This is a genomic window from Ruegeria sp. SATB027 (assembly GCF_059613825.1).
In genome coordinates this window covers 97,717-113,580 of record NZ_JBXWTH010000011.1, presented here as the reverse complement: position 1 = coordinate 113,580, position 15,864 = coordinate 97,717, and the positions used below count along the sequence as shown (strand labels likewise).

The 15,864-nt window shown below is 57.7% G+C and carries 14 protein-coding genes; 7 read left to right on the top strand and 7 right to left on the bottom strand.

What is annotated here, in order from left to right:
• Positions 1–224: 224 nt before the first annotated feature.
• On the bottom strand, positions 225–1,001 hold the full coding sequence (gene acuK, locus AC2FPW_RS01195) for an acryloyl-CoA hydratase (RefSeq protein WP_267363125.1): 777 nt from the start codon (positions 999–1,001) through the stop codon (positions 225–227).
• Between the two features lie 66 nt (positions 1,002–1,067).
• The gene (gene mutM, locus AC2FPW_RS01190; protein WP_496812310.1) at positions 1,068–1,919 is read right to left on the bottom strand and encodes a bifunctional DNA-formamidopyrimidine glycosylase/DNA-(apurinic or apyrimidinic site) lyase; all 852 of its coding nucleotides are present in this window, start codon (positions 1,917–1,919) and stop codon (positions 1,068–1,070) included.
• 86 nt (positions 1,920–2,005) lie between these two features.
• Here mutM and ubiE point away from each other — a divergent pair, with 86 nt between their 5' ends.
• Both ubiE and ubiB read left to right on the top strand, forming a co-directional pair.
• Positions 2,006–2,758, top strand: a complete 753-nt coding sequence (gene ubiE / locus AC2FPW_RS01185) for a bifunctional demethylmenaquinone methyltransferase/2-methoxy-6-polyprenyl-1,4-benzoquinol methylase UbiE (RefSeq protein ID WP_496812309.1) — start codon at positions 2,006–2,008, stop codon at positions 2,756–2,758.
• Positions 2,759–2,761: 3 nt separating this feature from the next.
• The gene (ubiB, locus tag AC2FPW_RS01180) at positions 2,762–4,291 is read left to right on the top strand and encodes a 2-polyprenylphenol 6-hydroxylase (protein ID WP_496812308.1); all 1,530 of its coding nucleotides are present in this window, start codon (positions 2,762–2,764) and stop codon (positions 4,289–4,291) included.
• 96 nt (positions 4,292–4,387) lie between these two features.
• Here ubiB and AC2FPW_RS01175 read toward each other — a convergent pair whose 3' ends face one another.
• Positions 4,388–5,563: an acetyl-CoA C-acyltransferase family protein gene (locus tag AC2FPW_RS01175; protein ID WP_480488107.1), complete on the bottom strand. Its 1,176-nt coding sequence runs from the start codon at positions 5,561–5,563 to the stop codon at positions 4,388–4,390.
• Between the two features lie 116 nt (positions 5,564–5,679).
• Here AC2FPW_RS01175 and AC2FPW_RS01170 point away from each other — a divergent pair, with 116 nt between their 5' ends.
• The 5 genes from AC2FPW_RS01170 (at position 5,680) to AC2FPW_RS01150 (ending at position 10,361) form a co-directional block, all read left to right on the top strand.
• A complete protein-coding gene (locus tag AC2FPW_RS01170) occupies positions 5,680–6,243 on the top strand; it encodes a helix-turn-helix domain-containing protein (RefSeq protein ID WP_267363118.1) in 564 nt (187 codons plus the stop codon).
• Positions 6,244–6,353: 110 nt separating this feature from the next.
• Positions 6,354–7,538, top strand: a complete 1,185-nt coding sequence (locus AC2FPW_RS01165) for a glycine C-acetyltransferase (RefSeq protein WP_480832896.1) — start codon at positions 6,354–6,356, stop codon at positions 7,536–7,538.
• A 14-nt stretch (positions 7,539–7,552) separates the two neighbouring features.
• On the top strand, positions 7,553–8,581 hold the full coding sequence (tdh, locus tag AC2FPW_RS01160) for an L-threonine 3-dehydrogenase (protein WP_496812322.1): 1,029 nt from the start codon (positions 7,553–7,555) through the stop codon (positions 8,579–8,581).
• Positions 8,582–8,645: 64 nt separating this feature from the next.
• Entirely contained in the window at positions 8,646–9,530 is an 885-nt protein-coding gene (locus tag AC2FPW_RS01155; RefSeq protein ID WP_496812307.1) for a tryptophan 2,3-dioxygenase, read from the top strand.
• Between the two features lie 3 nt (positions 9,531–9,533).
• Entirely contained in the window at positions 9,534–10,361 is an 828-nt protein-coding gene (locus tag AC2FPW_RS01150; protein ID WP_496812306.1) for an alpha/beta hydrolase, read from the top strand.
• Positions 10,362–10,427: 66 nt separating this feature from the next.
• Here AC2FPW_RS01150 and infB read toward each other — a convergent pair whose 3' ends face one another.
• The 4 genes from infB to rimP are packed head-to-tail and all read right to left on the bottom strand — an operon-like array spanning position 10,428 to position 15,778.
• Positions 10,428–12,914: a translation initiation factor IF-2 gene (infB, locus tag AC2FPW_RS01145; RefSeq protein ID WP_496812305.1), complete on the bottom strand. Its 2,487-nt coding sequence runs from the start codon at positions 12,912–12,914 to the stop codon at positions 10,428–10,430.
• Between the two features lie 8 nt (positions 12,915–12,922).
• On the bottom strand, positions 12,923–13,546 hold the full coding sequence (locus AC2FPW_RS01140; RefSeq protein ID WP_267363113.1) for an RNA-binding protein: 624 nt from the start codon (positions 13,544–13,546) through the stop codon (positions 12,923–12,925).
• 22 nt (positions 13,547–13,568) lie between these two features.
• Entirely contained in the window at positions 13,569–15,188 is a 1,620-nt protein-coding gene (gene nusA / locus AC2FPW_RS01135; protein WP_480488115.1) for a transcription termination factor NusA, read from the bottom strand.
• Positions 15,188–15,778 (bottom strand): ribosome maturation factor RimP, encoded by a 591-nt coding sequence (gene rimP, locus AC2FPW_RS01130; RefSeq protein WP_267363111.1) that lies wholly within the window; start codon positions 15,776–15,778, stop codon positions 15,188–15,190. The genes nusA and rimP overlap by 1 nt, the downstream gene beginning before the upstream one ends.
• Between the last annotated feature and the right edge of the window lie 86 nt (positions 15,779–15,864).

The following is a 15,864-nucleotide window of genomic DNA, read 5'->3' as shown; positions in this document are numbered from 1 at the left end:
TATCTCTGACCTTCGTTCGGTACGGTTATCAAGGGTTGCGCGCCACGGATATATCCGCACCGGATCAGAAATCACGAGTGTGAGTCGGGCCAAGCGGGCCGCACGCGCATGTATTGCGGCGCTCAATACCTAACATTTCAAGGATTGCCAAGCCGATTCTTGGAACTCACAGACCCGGCAAAGAAAAGGCGGGCATAGTCCGCCTTTCATTAATCTCTTGCGTTTTACTTGTCGCGAAACTGCGCAGCCCGCTTTTCAAGAAACGCCGCCATGCCCTCTTTCTGGTCCTCGGTGGCAAACATGGAATGGAAGACGCGACGCTCAAACAGCATTCCTTCACTCAGCGGAAGCTCGTAACTGCGATTGACCGCTTCTTTTGCCGCCGCTGCCGTCAGTGCCGATTTCTCGGCTATTTTTTGCGCCGCACCAACGGCTTCCTCGATCAGCTTCTTGGCCGGTACGACCCGGCTGACCAAACCAGCGCGCTCGGCTTCGTCCGCGTCCATAAACCGACCAGTCAGGTTCATGTCCATCGCCTTGGACTTGCCGACAAAGCGCGTCAAACGCTGGGTGCCGCCCAACCCGGCTATGACGCCAAGGTTGATTTCAGGCTGGCCGAATTTTGCAGTGTCCGCAGCAATGATGAAATCGCAAAGCATTGCCAACTCGCATCCCCCACCCAGAGCATAGCCCGCAACCGCGGCGATGATCGGTTTGCGAATCGCCAAAACCCGGTTGTTTGCATCAGCAAAAAGGTTGGTGGTGTAGACATCTACAAAGCTCATCTCGGACATTTCCCGGATGTCCGCGCCAGCGGCAAAGGCCTTGTCCGATCCGGTGATGACGATGCAACGCACCTTGTCGTTGCTATCCGCCTCTTCCAGCGCAGTACACAACTCACCCAGCAACTGGGAGTTCAGCGCATTCAACGCATCCGGTCTGTCGAGTTTGATTAGGGCGACGTGGTCTTCGATTTCGACGATGATCGTCTCAAAAGCCATGAGAAAGAAGCTTCCGGTTGTTCAGTTCAGTTACGAGTCCTTACCACGCGAATTCTCTGGATCAAGCTATCTTTGGCATTGCGCACAGTAGAAGGATGAGCGACCGGACTGGGTGATTCTCTGGATCAGACCATTGCAACCCTCGGTCCGGCAGGGCTTTCCTTCGCGGCCGTAGACATCAAAGCTATGCTGAAAATATCCAAGTTCTCCATCGGCTTGCCGGAAATCCCGCAGGGATGATCCGCCTGCTTCGATCGCGTCCTGCAACACCTTCCGAATGATCGGAACCAGCGACGATACACGTGCCGCAGATATTTGCCCTGCTTTGCGACGTGGCGACACCTTGCCGCGATAAAGCGCCTCGCAAACATAGATATTCCCCAATCCGGCAACGATTCCCTGATCCAGCAGAGCTGATTTGACAGGGGTATTCCTGCCTTTGAATGCTTCAATCAGGTGTTGCTCATGGAAATCATTACCCAAGGGCTCTGGTCCCAGAACCGCCAGAAGCTTGTGATCTTCGGCCGTGGCTGTGGGCAGTAGGTCCATCGCCCCGAACCGGCGTGGGTCGTTAAAGGTGATACGCGCCCCGTTGGCCATGTGAATAACAACATGGTCATGTTTCTCAGCGGCAGGATGTTCGCGCAGGAAATGACCCAGTGGGTCCCCTGACACCGTCATTCGCCCCGACATCCCCAGATGGATCAACAAGGTCTCGCCACTGCTGAGATCGGCCAGGATGTATTTTGATCGCCGCCTTAACCGATCCACCCGTTGCCCGGTCAGCCGTTCTGCCATGCGTTCGGGAAATGGCCAGCGAAGATCGGGGCGGTTCACATCGGCGCGTTCTATCACCATGCCCTCCATCGCGGGAGCAAGACCCCGTCTTACTGTCTCGACCTCGGGCAATTCTGGCATTACAGGGCTCCTATTCCAAAGGGCCGCATTGTGCCCCGCTTCCAGAGCCCTATAACAGAAGCGAAATTCGACAAACGGCAAGGCTTATGTCCGACAACAGCGACAACACCACTCATTTCGGGTTCGAAACCGTACGCGAGGCTGACAAGGCCGGGCGCGTGCAGGGCGTGTTCAACTCGGTCGCCTCGAAATATGACGTGATGAACGATGTCATGTCGATGGGTATCCACCGGGTTTGGAAAGATGCGATGATGGACTGGTTGGCGCCACGCCCCGGTCAGCGTTTGCTGGATGTTGCAGGCGGAACCGGTGACATTTCCTTTCGCTTTCTGAAACGCGCAGGCTATGGCCATGCCACGGTTCTGGACCTGACAGAACCCATGCTGGTCGAAGGACGGCAACGCGCCGAAGCCGACCAGATGGCCGACAGCCTGAACTGGGTGGTGGGCGACGCTATGGCCCTGCCGTTCGAAGACAAAACCTTTGATGTCTACACGATCTCGTTCGGCATCCGGAACGTGACCCGCCCGCAAGAGGCCCTGAACGAAGCCTTTCGCGTTCTGAAACCTGGTGGCCGCCTGATGGTGCTGGAGTTCAGTCAGCTTCCCAATGACGGGCTGCAAAAGCTCTATGACCTCTACAGCTTCAATGTCATTCCACGCATGGGAAAGCTGATCGCGAATGATTACGACAGCTATCAGTATCTGGTGGAGTCGATCCGCAAGTTCCCCGATCAGGAAACCTTCCTGAACATGGTCCGAACCGCTGGCTTCGAAAACGCGAAGTTCCGCAATCTCAGCATGGGTATCGCCGCGCTGCATTCCGGCTGGAAGATCTGACGCATGCGCGGTCCCCACAACATCATCCGCCTGATCCGAACGGGCGCCACGCTTGAGCGCACCGGTGCCATGAACGTGGTCCTCGACGCGTTCGAGGCACCAAGGGCTATCCGGTTTCTTGCCCACGCTCTAGGCAAACCGTTTTGGTGGCTGGGTTACAAGGGCGACCCAAAGATGCCGCCTGCAACACGTGCGCTCACCGCTCTGGGCCCGGCCTACATCAAGTTTGGTCAGGTGCTTTCGACACGCCCGGATGTTGTGGGCGATGAACTGGCTGTGCAACTTCGTGTTTTGCAAGACAAACTGCCGCCGTTCTCAAAAGCCGTGGCTTTGGCCGAAGTAGAAAGGGAACTGGGGCAACCTGTTGCCGAGATATTCAGCGAATTCAGTGAACCCATTGCAGCCGCGTCCATTGCTCAGGTCCACAAAGCCAAACTTGTTAGCACGGGCGAGGATGTCGCCGTCAAAGTTCTGCGCCCAGGGATCGAGCGCGCATTTCGCAAGGACGTGGACGCGTTTTACTTCGCCGCTCGCATAGTCGATTTGTTTGCGCCGGGTGCTCGCCGATTGCGTCCGATGGAGGTCATTGAACATTTTGATGGCGTTGTACGGGGTGAACTGGATCTGCGTCTGGAAAGCGCTGCTGCCTCGGAATATGCGGCCAACACAAAAGACGACAAAGGGTTCTGGCTGCCGCCTATATTGTGGTCACTGTCGGCACGGCGCGTGATGACACTCAGCTGGGCCGACGGTGTTCCATTGGGTGAAAATGACGCACTGGACGCCGCTGGCCACGATCGCCGCGACTTGGCTGAACGTGTGCTGCGCCTGTTCCTTCTTCACGCCCTGCGCGACGGCTATTTCCACGCCGATATGCATCAGGGCAACCTCAAGGTCGCCGCCAACGGTGATATCATCGCTTATGATTACGGTATCATGGGCCATATCGACGAATACACGCGCCGGGTCTATGCCGAGATTCTGTTCGGTTTCATCCGCCGCGACTACAAGCGCGTGGCCGAAGTGCATTTCGAAGCCGGTTACGTTCCTGCACATCAGGACGTCGATGAATTCGCCCGCGCCCTGCGTGCGGTTGGCGAACCGATCTTCGGTATGGATGCCTCGCATATTTCGATGGGCCGTTTGCTAAGCTATCTGTTCGAAGTGACAGAGCGTTTTGGCATGGAAACCCGAACCGAGCTGATCCTTCTGCAGCGCACGATGGTCGTGGTTGAAGGCGTTGCCCGGTCACTGGACGACCACATCAATATCTGGGAAGTTGCCCGCCCCGTGGTCGAAGATTACATCAAACAATCCATCGGCCCGCGCGCCGCGCTTCGTGACTTTGCCAAAACCGCTATGGTTCTGGCACGCTTTGGTCCGCGCCTGCCGACATTGGTCGAAAACGCGTTGATTGCACAGACGCACAAAGAAGAACCGGAAAACTCGGGTCTGTTGCCAAAATTCCTGCCCGCCGCTCTCGGTGCGGTTGCCGGCGCAGCCGTAGTTCTGTTGATCACTACACTCGGCTGATTGTGATCCGCAGCTTCATCTGGCTAAAAATATCCTCGGGGGGAATCGCGCCTTGCGCGATGGGGGGCAGACAGCCCCCCTTTGCCCAGACCCGGATCAGAGCCGCTCGATGGCAATGGCGATCCCCTGACCACCACCAATACACATGGTGATCAACCCTTTTGATCCGCCTGTGCGCTCCAGCTCATAAAGCGTCTTCATGGTAATGATGGCGCCCGTCGCACCGACAGGATGCCCCAGCGCAATCGCACCTCCATTCGGGTTCACCTTCGCTGCATTCAACCCAAGCTCCTGGTTGACGGCCAGCGCCTGCGCGGCAAATGCTTCGTTGCTTTCGATCACATCAAAGTCTTCCACTGACAAACCCGTCCTCCTGAGCAGGTTTTGCACAGCCGGTACCGGGCCAATACCCATGACTTCGGGGCGCACGCCAGCATGTGCATATCCGATCACGCGCGCTTTTGGCTTCAACCCGGCCTTTTCCGCCGCGTCTGCCGTTGCCAGCACCATCGCCGCCGCACCGTCGTTGATGCCCGAGGCATTGCCCGCCGTCACACGCCCATCTTTCTTGAACACTGGTCGCAACCCGGCCAGCGCATCGGCTGTCGTCGCTTTGGGATGCTCATCAACTTTGAAATCCACCATGTCGCGCTTGACCTTCACCTGAACGGGCACGATCTGGCTTTCGAAATATCCGGCTTCAATTGCGGCTGCCGCGCGGGTCTGGCTGGTCAGGGCGAAGTCGTCCATCTGTTCACGGCTGATCTGGTGTTCATCGGCAACGTTCTCGGCCGTCACACCCATGTGCCCTGTGCCAAAGGGGCAGTTCAACGCACCCAGCATCATGTCCAGCGAAGTGACATCACCCATTTTCGCGCCCCAGCGTGCCTGTGGAACAATGTAAGGGCTGCGCGACATGCTTTCTGCGCCACCTGCCACAGCGAAATCGGCATCGCCAAGCATCAAGGACTGCATCGCCGACACGATCGCCTGTGCGCCCGAGCCACACAGACGGTTTACATTCATCGCAGGGGTGCCATTCGGAATCCCAGCCTGCATCGCGGCAACACGCGACAGGTACATGTCCCGAGGCTCGGTATTGATGACGTGGCCAAATACAACATGCCCGATTTGCGCACCTTCTACCCCTGACCGTTCTAAGGCCGCTTCGGTGACCACCGTCGCCAGATCAATGGGTGCGGTTGACGCAAGTGCGCCACCGAAAGTTCCAATCGCGGTGCGCGCACCATCCAGCAATACGATGTCTGTCATGTCTTTCTCCTCTTGGAATCGTCGTCAGTATGCACATGCAGCATGATCCTGTCCTATAGGACGTGCCGTCACGGATGGAATTGACAAGCCGGGTCCCAACACGCATGGATTCCGTCATGACGGAGAATACAGACGATATCCTGAACCTTTTGCCTGCTCGCCTGAAAGAAGCACGCCGGGCCAAAGGACTGTCGCTGGAAGCAGTCGCAAACCTCAGTGGTGTGTCCAGGTCCATGGTTAGCCAGATCGAACGCGGGGAAAGCAGCCCGACGATCTCGACCCTCTGGAACCTGACCCGTGCATTACAGGTGGATTTTGCCGGTCTTCTGGAAGGATCAAAAGCCAGTGATCAGATCGAGGTGCTGCGCGCGTCCGAAGTGCCCAGCATCGACAATATGGGGCAGAACTGCCGCATTCGCATCCTGTCCCCACCGGAAGAAGCCGGTGGTCATGAGGTTTATGATATCGAGTTCGACAAAGGCGGGGCCTTGAACAGCCAGCCGCATGCGCGCGGCGCGCGTGAGCAGCTGACCGTGCTGGAAGGCGCCGTCAAAGTTAAATCGGGCAGTGCCGTGTCGGATCTGAGCCAAGGGGACACCGCCCGCTATGCCGCAGATATCGTGCATTCCATCTCGGCCAAAGAACCAGCGCGGGTGTTCTTAATCGTAAAGAACGCCTGACATCAGCAATTTTCCGCCTTCACGGAAATTTTTCCTGTATATTGAAATTCCCCTATTTGGGAAATTCATCCGCTATGTTAGATGTGCGACTCAGTTGAACGGAGGTCGCCATGGCAGATGCATTCCTGTCCCATATCACGGACACACTCGCACAGATCGAATCCGAGGGGCTGTATAAGCGCGAACGAATGATCACCTCGCCTCAGGGTGGTGAGATTACGGTGGGCGGCAAACGGGTGATCAACCTGTGCGCCAACAACTATCTGGGTCTTGCGGATCACCCCGCGCTGATCGAGGCCGCAACAAATGCGATGGGTCCGAAAGGATTCGGCATGGCCTCGGTCCGGTTCATTTGCGGGACGCAGGATATTCACCGGGAACTGGAACAGCGGTTGGCCAAGTTCCTGAACAAGGACGATGCGATCCTGTTCGCGGCCTGTTTTGATGCCAATGGCGGGCTGTTCGAACCGTTGCTGGGGCCTGAAGATGCCATCATCTCGGACAGTCTGAACCACGCCTCGATCATTGACGGGGTGCGGCTGTGCAAGGCCAAACGCTATCGCTATCTGAACAATGACATGAATGACCTTGAAGCGTGGCTGAAGCAGGCGCGCGAGGATGGCGCGCGTCACATCATGATCGCAACCGATGGCGTGTTCTCGATGGATGGCTATTTGGCCAACTTGCCGAAAATTCGCGAACTGGCTGATAAATACGATGCCATCGTCATGGTCGATGATTGCCATGCAACCGGCTTCATGGGCCCGCGTGGCGCCGGAACACCGGATCACTTTGGTGTTGATGTCGACATTCTGACAGGAACTTTGGGCAAGGCACTTGGGGGGGCAATCGGCGGCTACATCGCCGGGCCGCAGCCAGTGATCGACCTGCTGCGGCAGCGGGCGCGGCCCTATCTGTTCTCGAACTCGCTGCCGCCATCCATCGTCGCCGCAGGACTTGAGGCAATCCGCCTGGTCGAAGAAGGCGACATTCTACGCGCGCAGTTATTCGGAAACGCAAAGTACTGGCGTGCCGGTCTGGAAAAGCTTGGCTTTGACCTTTTGCCCGGTGAACATCCGATTATCCCTGTCATGCTGGGCGATGCAACGCTGGCACAAGAGATGGCCGCCAAGCTGTTTGACGAGGGCGTGTATGTCTCGGGCTTCTTCTTTCCTGTTGTTCCCCGCGGGCAGGCGCGGATCAGAACGCAGATGAACGCCGCCCTGACGCGGGACGAACTGGACCGCGCGCTGGCGGCCTTTGGCAAGGTCGGCAAGGAACTGGGGGTGATCTGATGCGACCCAACACGATGAAAGCGCTGGAAAAGTCGAAACCTGAAGAAGGGTTGTGGATGGTACAGGCCCCGGTCCCTGAAATCGGGCCTGATGAGGTACTGATCAAGATCAACAAGACCGGAATTTGCGGTACCGACATTCACATCTGGAACTGGGATGAGTGGGCCTCTCACACCGTTCCGGTTCCGATGATCACTGGTCATGAGTTCGCCGGGGAAATCGTCGAGATTGGGAGCAACGTCACCGGCCTGGACGTTGGGCAGCGCTGTTCCGGCGAAGGGCATCTGATCGGCACTGAAAGCCGTCAAAGCCGCGCAGGCAAATTTCACCTCGACCCCGGTACGCGCGGGATCGGGGTGAATGAACAGGGCGCGTTTGCGCAATACCTGAAATTGCCCGCCTTCAACGTTGTTCCCCTGCCGGACGATATCCCGGATGAGATCGGGGCAATCCTTGATCCGCTGGGCAATGCTGTACACACCGCGCTAAGCTTTGACCTTCTGGGCGAGGACGTCCTGATCACCGGCGCAGGACCCATCGGCATCATGGCCGCCGCCGTTGCCCGCCATGCAGGCGCCCGCAATGTTGTGATTACAGACATTAACGCCGAACGGTTGAAACTGGCCGAACATGTGGTGCCGTCGGTGCGGACCGTTGATGTTTCCAAGCAAGATTTGCACGACATCATCGCACAGCTTGGAATGAAAGAAGGCTTTGATGTGGGGCTTGAAATGTCCGGCTCACAAGCCGCGCTTGACCAGATGGTCGAAGCGCTTGTGATGGGTGGGAAAATCGCCCTGCTGGGGATACCGCCGGGGAAATCTCCGGTCGACTGGTCGCGTATCGTTTTCAAGGCGATCACAATCAAGGGTGTCTATGGTCGCGAGATGTTCGAGACCTGGTACAAGATGATCGCCATGCTGCAAAACGGTTTGGATGTGTCCCGCGTGATCACGCATCGCTTTGCGGTTGATGATTTTGCGGATGGATTTGCCGCGATGAAATCCGGCCTCTCTGGCAAGGTTGTCCTTGACTGGATCTAACCCGCTGGAAAGTTACGAACTCAACGCCTAGACAGGTGCAAGGATCGCACAAGGGAGGCATGAGATGGGCGAGAACAAAGACGATCGTCTGCTGCAAAGAGGTGTCGAAGACACTCTGGTCACTGATTTCGCCGAGACACATCGCAAAAGCTATGGAGATTTTCTGCAACTCAAAACACTGCTGAATCTGCAAAAGACTTTTCAGGACCCCGCGCAACCAGACGAGATGCTGTTCATTATCATCCATCAGGTCAGCGAACTCTGGCTGAAACTGATGCATCACCAACTGGTCGAGGTGCGCCGTTTTCTGCAACAGGACGAGTTTGGCCCAGCGATGAAAAACCTCGACCGCATCAAGGCCATTCAACGGCAGTTGATTGCGGCTTGGGAAACATTGCTGACCATGACACCTGCCGACTATATAACGTTCCGGCAGGCTCTCGGCAACTCGTCAGGGTTTCAGAGCTACGGCTACCGGCAAATCGAATTCATTCTTGGCAACAAGGATGCCTCAACACTGAAGGTCCATGCGCATGACCCAGAGGTGATGGAGATGCTGAATGCCGCACTGACCAAACCGTCACTTTATGACGAAGTGTTGCACATGTTGGCCCGCCAAGGATTCGATGTGCCCAAAGATCTGATTGAACGCGACTACGCCCAACCCTATTCCGGCGATTCGCGCGTGGTAAAAATCTGGGTCGAGGTATTCCGCAACACTGAAAAGTACTGGGATCTTTATGCTTTGGCCGAAAAACTGATGGATGTGGAAAGCCTGTTTCAACGCTGGCGCTTTGATCATGCCACCGCAGTTGAGCGCGTGATCGGGATGCAACCCGGCACTGGTGGCTCAAGCGGCGTGGCCTTTTTGCGAAAGGCGCTAGAGCTGCGGTTTTTCCACGACCTTTACGACGTGCGCACCGAATTGATGTACAGCGGGCAGACCTAAGACATGTTGTATCGAGGATTTTCGCAACCCGAGCTGGAGCGGGAGTACTCCCCCAGCACAATGATCGGCGGCGACCTAAGCCCGTATCTTGCCAGCTATAAGGCGCTAAGCGCTCAGGCGCGGGCCGACTATCCGGTACGGGAAAACCTGGCTTATGGTGACAGCCCCGTACAAATTCTGGATTTTTTTCCCGCTCGCGATGACAAGGCACCCCTGAACGTCTTCATTCATGGCGGGTACTGGCAAGCGCTCAGCCAGAATGAATCGTCTCTGATGGCACCAGGTCTGGTAGAACACGGGCAAGCTTTTGCGACTTTGAACTACACGCTGGCGCCCGATGCCCGGATTGGCGACATGATCGACGAATGCCGTGACGCGTTGTTGTGGCTGGCGGTCAAGGCGGGGGAGTTGGGGTTCGATCCGTCGCGGATCACCCTGTCAGGTCACAGTGCAGGCGCGCATCTGGCGGCGATGGTGATGGCAACCTCATCAGATGCCCTTGCCAAAGCGGGGCTCCGGGTGCGGGATGTGATTCTGATCAGCGGAATATACGACCTGGAACCGATCAGCCTGATGTCGGTGAACGATCCACTGCAATTGACGCCGGTCGAGGTCAACGATCTGTCACCCATCCGCAATCTGCCCCGGCCGGGTCCTCGATACCATGTTTCGGTAGCCGAACGGGATACAGGTGAGTTCATTCGCCAAAGCCGCGACTATGCTGAAAGGCTGCGAAAGGCCGGACACTCTGTCAGCTTTATGCTCGCGCAAGGAATGCATCATTTCGATATCATCATGCATTCAGATGCGTTTCTGCCCCAGACAAAATAAGCGCTTCGGTAAAAGAAAACAGCGGCCTAAGGGGGCCGCTGTTTTTCGTTTTCATCCTTTGCCGGGCTAGTCCAGCGTGCGGGTGACTTCTTCGCGCTCGAAGATTTCGATCACGTCGCCTGCGCGGATATCGTCGTAGTTTTCGAACGCCATACCGCATTCCTGACCCGACTGAACCTCGGCCACTTCGTCCTTGAAACGCTTCAGCGTCTTCAGCGTGCCTTCGTGAATCACCACGTTGTCGCGCAGCAAGCGGACACCGGCAGAACGACGCGCCACGCCTTCGGTGACCAGACAGCCAGCAACCTTGCCAACGCCAGTAACCTTGAAGACTTCGCGAATCTCGGCGTAGCCAATGAACTTCTCGCGAATTTCGGCGCTCAACAGGCCGGATGCGGCTGCTTTCACGTCGTCTACGAGGTCATAAATCACCGAGTAATAGCGAATCTCGACGCCCTTCTGGTTTGCGGTATTCCGCGCTGAGGCATTGGCCCGCACGTTGAAGCCAAAGATTGGAGCGCCCGACGCTTCGGCCAGACCGACATCCGTTTCAGTAATGGCACCAACACCCGAATGCAGAACGCGCACGCGTACTTCTTCGTTGCCGATCTTCTCCATTGCCTGAACGATGGCTTCCGCCGAACCCTGAACGTCTGCTTTCATCAGAATGGGCAACTCGGTGACGTTTTCGTCTTCCTTGGCCTTCTGCATCAACTGTTCAAGGGTCGTTGCGGCACCAGCGGCAGCGCGTTTGTCCTTGGCGGCCTGTTCACGGTAGGCGGCGATTTCACGGGCTTGTGCTTCGGTCTCGGTCACGTTCAGAACATCGCCTGCTTCAGGCGTACCGTTCAGACCAAGAACCTCAACGGGAACCGACGGGCCAGCTTCCTTGACGCGCTCACCCTTGTCGTTGATCAGAGCACGGACCTTACCATACTGCTCACCCACGACAAAGATATCGCCCTGACGCAATGTACCGTTCTGAACCAGAACCGTTGCGACCGGGCCGCGGCCCACGTCCAGCTGTGCCTCGATCACGGCACCTTGGGCAGCGCGATCAGGGTTGGCTTTCAGTTCCAGAATCTCGGCCTGCAATGCGATGGCTTCCAGCAACTCGTCCAGACCCTGACCGGTGATGGCAGACACTTCTACGTCCTGAACCTCACCCGACATCTTCTCGACGATCACTTCGTGTTGCAGCAGATCGGTGCGCACCTTGTCCGGATTTGCATCATGCTTGTCGATCTTGTTGATCGCCACGATCATCGGCACTTTGGCTGCCTTCGCGTGATTGATCGCCTCAATTGTCTGCGGCATGACCGCGTCATCGGCAGCGACGACCAGAACCACGATGTCGGTCACCTGGGCACCACGCGAGCGCATCGAGGTAAAGGCTGCGTGGCCGGGTGTATCCAGGAAGGTCAGCGTCGAGCCGCCATCGGTTTTCACCTGATAGGCGCCGATATGCTGGGTGATGCCACCGGCCTCACCAGCCACAACACGCGCATCGCGGATTGCATCCAGCAGCGATGTTTTCCCGTGGTCGACGTGACCCATGATGGTGATGACGGGCGGACGAGGCTTCAGATCGTCTTCGCTGTCTTCGACCTCTTTGATGACGTCCTCAACATCCGAATCAGAGACTCGGGTGACCTTATGGCCAAACTCTTCGATGATCAGCTCGGCAGTATCAGCGTCGATGGTCTGGTTCTGCGTGACCATCATGCCCATCTGCATCAGTGATTTGACCACGTCAGCCACGCGCTCGGCCATACGGTTGGCCAGTTCCGAGACCATGATCGCCTCAGGCAGTTGTACGTCGCGGATCACCTTTTCCCGCTCGACCGAACCGCCCATGGCTTTCTGACGGGCGCGTTCCTGCTTGCGCTTCATCGCTGCCATCGACCGCTGGCGGCTGCCTTGGTCACCGGTGGCCTGACCCAGTGTCAGCTTGCCCGAACGACGGTTGTCTTCACGACCCTTGCCACGACCGCGCTGTTCGCGTTCGCGATCCTGCTTGCGAGGTGCGGCAGCAGGCGCAGGTTTGCTGGCCGGGCTGCGTGCAGCTTTGGCTTCTTCAGGGGCCGGCGAAGCGGCAGCAGCAACAGCAGCACGCTTGGCTTCTTCTTCAGCCTCCACGCGCTTGCGCTCTTCATCTTCGGCTTTCTGACGCGCGCGCTCTTCGGCTTCACGCTGCTCGCGCTCTTTCGCTTCCTGTTCCGCACGACGGCGCACGCGCTCTTCTTCGCGTGCCTTTTCAGCGGCTTCGCGTTCAGCGGCCTCTTCGACCTCGCGGGCCTTGGCAGCCTGCAAAGCCTTCATACGGCGCGCCATTTCCGCGTCGGAAATACCTGCGGGACGACGCGACGGATCACCCGAAGGGGCGGCACCGCCACCCGGCTTTGCCGCGCCCGGCTTGGGGACCACCACGCGCTTGCGTTTGGTTTCCACCACGACATTCTTGGTGCGTCCGTGGCTGAAACTCTGTTTCACATTTCCGGGGCGTGCCCCGCCACGAAGACCCAATGTCTTTTTGCCGTCACTATCGCTCATAAAGCTTCTTACCCTTCCGCGCGGCCCTTGCCGCCGTCATCCGTTTCGCGCAAGCCACGCAGGCGCTGCGCTTCCTCTACAACACGTTTGGCGAGTCCGCCAGAGGCCAAGGCCGCATGAATCACCGTTTGGCGCCCAAATGCCTGCCCTAATTCGTCTGCCGTCAGCCAACCGATGTATTTTCCGAAGTGCGGCGTACTGAGCTTCGACTTGCCGCGCCCCGATCCATCAGTGGCCTGAATCAGCACCTGAGCCTCTTCCCGGTCCAGCCACGACTTGACCTTTTCATACCCGGCAACCGCGTCGCCGGACTTGCGCGCCAGACTGAGCAGCTCAATCACACGGCGCGCGATCTGCTTTTCAACTTCTGTCGCCAGGTCCTGAGGCACAGTCACCTGTGCCTTGAACCCCCGCGCAAACAGTTTCTTACCAATGGCCTTGTCCAGCGCAGCACGATCCGCCGCCACATAAACGCCCCGCCCCGGCAACTTTGCCGCGACATCCGGAAAGACCTGACCGCCCGGGCCCGTCACAAAGCGGATCAAGCCATATTTAGGCTGAACCTCGCCTGTGGCGATGCACTTGCGTTCGGGTCCGTCAGACCGATCCTTATGGACGCCACCGCGACCCATACGCGCCACCCGAGACCTGAGATCAGGCCTCGACCTCCTCGTCTGCTGCGTCGCCGTCGATGTCTTCTTCCGCCTGCTCCAACTCGGCCGGATCAACCCAACCCAACAGGATACGCGCAGTCATGACCATGTCTTGTGCTTCTTCGAGCGTGACGCCAAAGGGCTCCAGCACGCCATCATCCTTGACGCGTTCACCGTCGACCGTGGTCCAGCCACCGGCCAGTTCCCAGTCTGCACAGGTTGCGAAGTCTTCCAGCGTCTTCACATCGTCCTTGGCCAGCGCCTCTACCATCTGAGGTGTCAGGCCTTCGAATTCAATGAGGCTGTCCTCGGCACCCAGTGCGCGGGCCGCATCCAGAGCGGCTTTGGCCTGGGCTTCCAGGAACTCGCGCGCCCGGGTCTGAAGTTCCTGCGCAGTGCCTTCGTCGACGCCGTCAATGACCAGAAGTTCATCAATCTCGACATAGGCAACTTCTTCGAGGTTGGTGAAGCCTTCGGAAACCAGCAGTTGCGCAAAGAACTCGTCCAGATCCAGACTGTCCATGAACAGTTTGGTACGAGATTCGAATTCCTTCTGACGACGCGCCGATTCTTCAGCTTCGGTCATGATGTCGATATCCAGCCCGGTCAGCTGGCTTGCCAGACGCACGTTCTGACCGCGACGACCGATTGCAAGAGACAACTGCTCTTCAGGAACGACAACCTCGATCTTGCCTGCTTCTTCGTCCAGAACAACCTTCGAAACCTCGGCAGGTTGCAGTGCGTTCACCAGGAAGGTCGGTTGGTCTTCGTTCCACGGGATGATGTCAATCTTCTCTCCCTGCAGTTCGTTCACAACGGCCTGCACGCGGCTGCCGCGCATACCAACGCAGGCGCCAACAGGGTCGATCGAGCCGTCATACGAGATCACGGCGATTTTGGCGCGTGAACCGGGGTCACGGGCCACGGCCTTGACCTCGATGATACCGTCATAGATTTCCGGCACTTCCATCTTGAACAGCTCGGCCATGAATTCTGGCGCGGTACGCGACAGGAAGATCTGGTGGCCACGCACTTCGCGGCGGACTTCCTTGATATACGCGCGCACACGATCATTCGGACGATAGCTTTCGCGACCGATCTTGTCATTGCGGCGCAGAACAGCCTCGGCACCGCCGAGATCGACGATAACATTGCCGAATTCCTCGCGCTTGACGGCACCGTTGATGATGGTACCCGCACGATCCTTGAATTCTTCATACTGACGATCCCGCTCGGCTTCGCGGACCTTTTGCAGGATCACTTGCTTGGCCGACTGCGCCGCGATCCGGCCCATTTCGACCGGCGGCACTTCTTCAACGAAAACGTCACCGACCTGCGGATCTTCCATGTACTGCTTGGCTTGTTCGACGGTGAACTCGGCCTGATAGTTCTCAAGCTCCTCATCCTCGACCACGGTTCGCACACGGGTGAAGGTCGCCTTGCCGGTCTTGCGGTCGATGGACACGCGGATGTCCATCTCGGCACCGTAGCGGCTCTTGGCAGCGCGGGCGAGCGATTCCTCCATCGCTTCGACAACCAGACCGGGGTCGATCATCTTTTCGCGGGCCACGGCCTCGGCAGTCTGCAGCAGCTCCAGCTGGTTGGCTGAGGTAATTGCCATCAGTTCGTCTCCTCTTCGGACCCTTCGGTCTCAATCTCGTCGAAAGCGTTTTCGTTCAGGGCACCGGCGTCCTTGCGCTGGCGCAGCATTTCCTTGATCAGGTCATCGGTCAGGACCAGCTTGGCATCACTAAGCCAGTCGAATTGCAGGCCGATGGTGATCGTCTCGGACCCTTCGGGGATATTGATCAGAACCTCTTCCCCTTCAATCCCGGCCAGTTCCCCTTTGAACCGGCGGCGGCCATCGATCAGTTCAGAGGTTTCGATCTTGGCCTCATACCCCTCGAAAGTCTCAAAATCCTTGAGGCGGGTCAGGGGGCGGTCGATACCGGGGCTGGACACCTCAAGCGTATAGGCGTCAAGGATCGGGTCCTCGACATCCAGGGTGGCGCTGACCGCATTCGAAATCTCGGCGCAGTCATCCACTTCGATGCCGCCTTCGGGTTTGTCAGCCATGATTTGCAGCGTGGTCTGCTTGCCACTCATCAGCCGGACACGGACCAGCTCATACCCCAAGTCTTCGATCACCGGGGTGATGATCTCGGCAAGTCGCCGGTCAATGGCAGCTTTGGCTATCAGGTCGTTTGTCATCAGGTTCTCTACCCTGTCAATCGGGCACAAAAAAACGGGCGCGCGGCCCGTCGAATTTTCCGGTGGAGCCTTGGACCGGAAGTCCA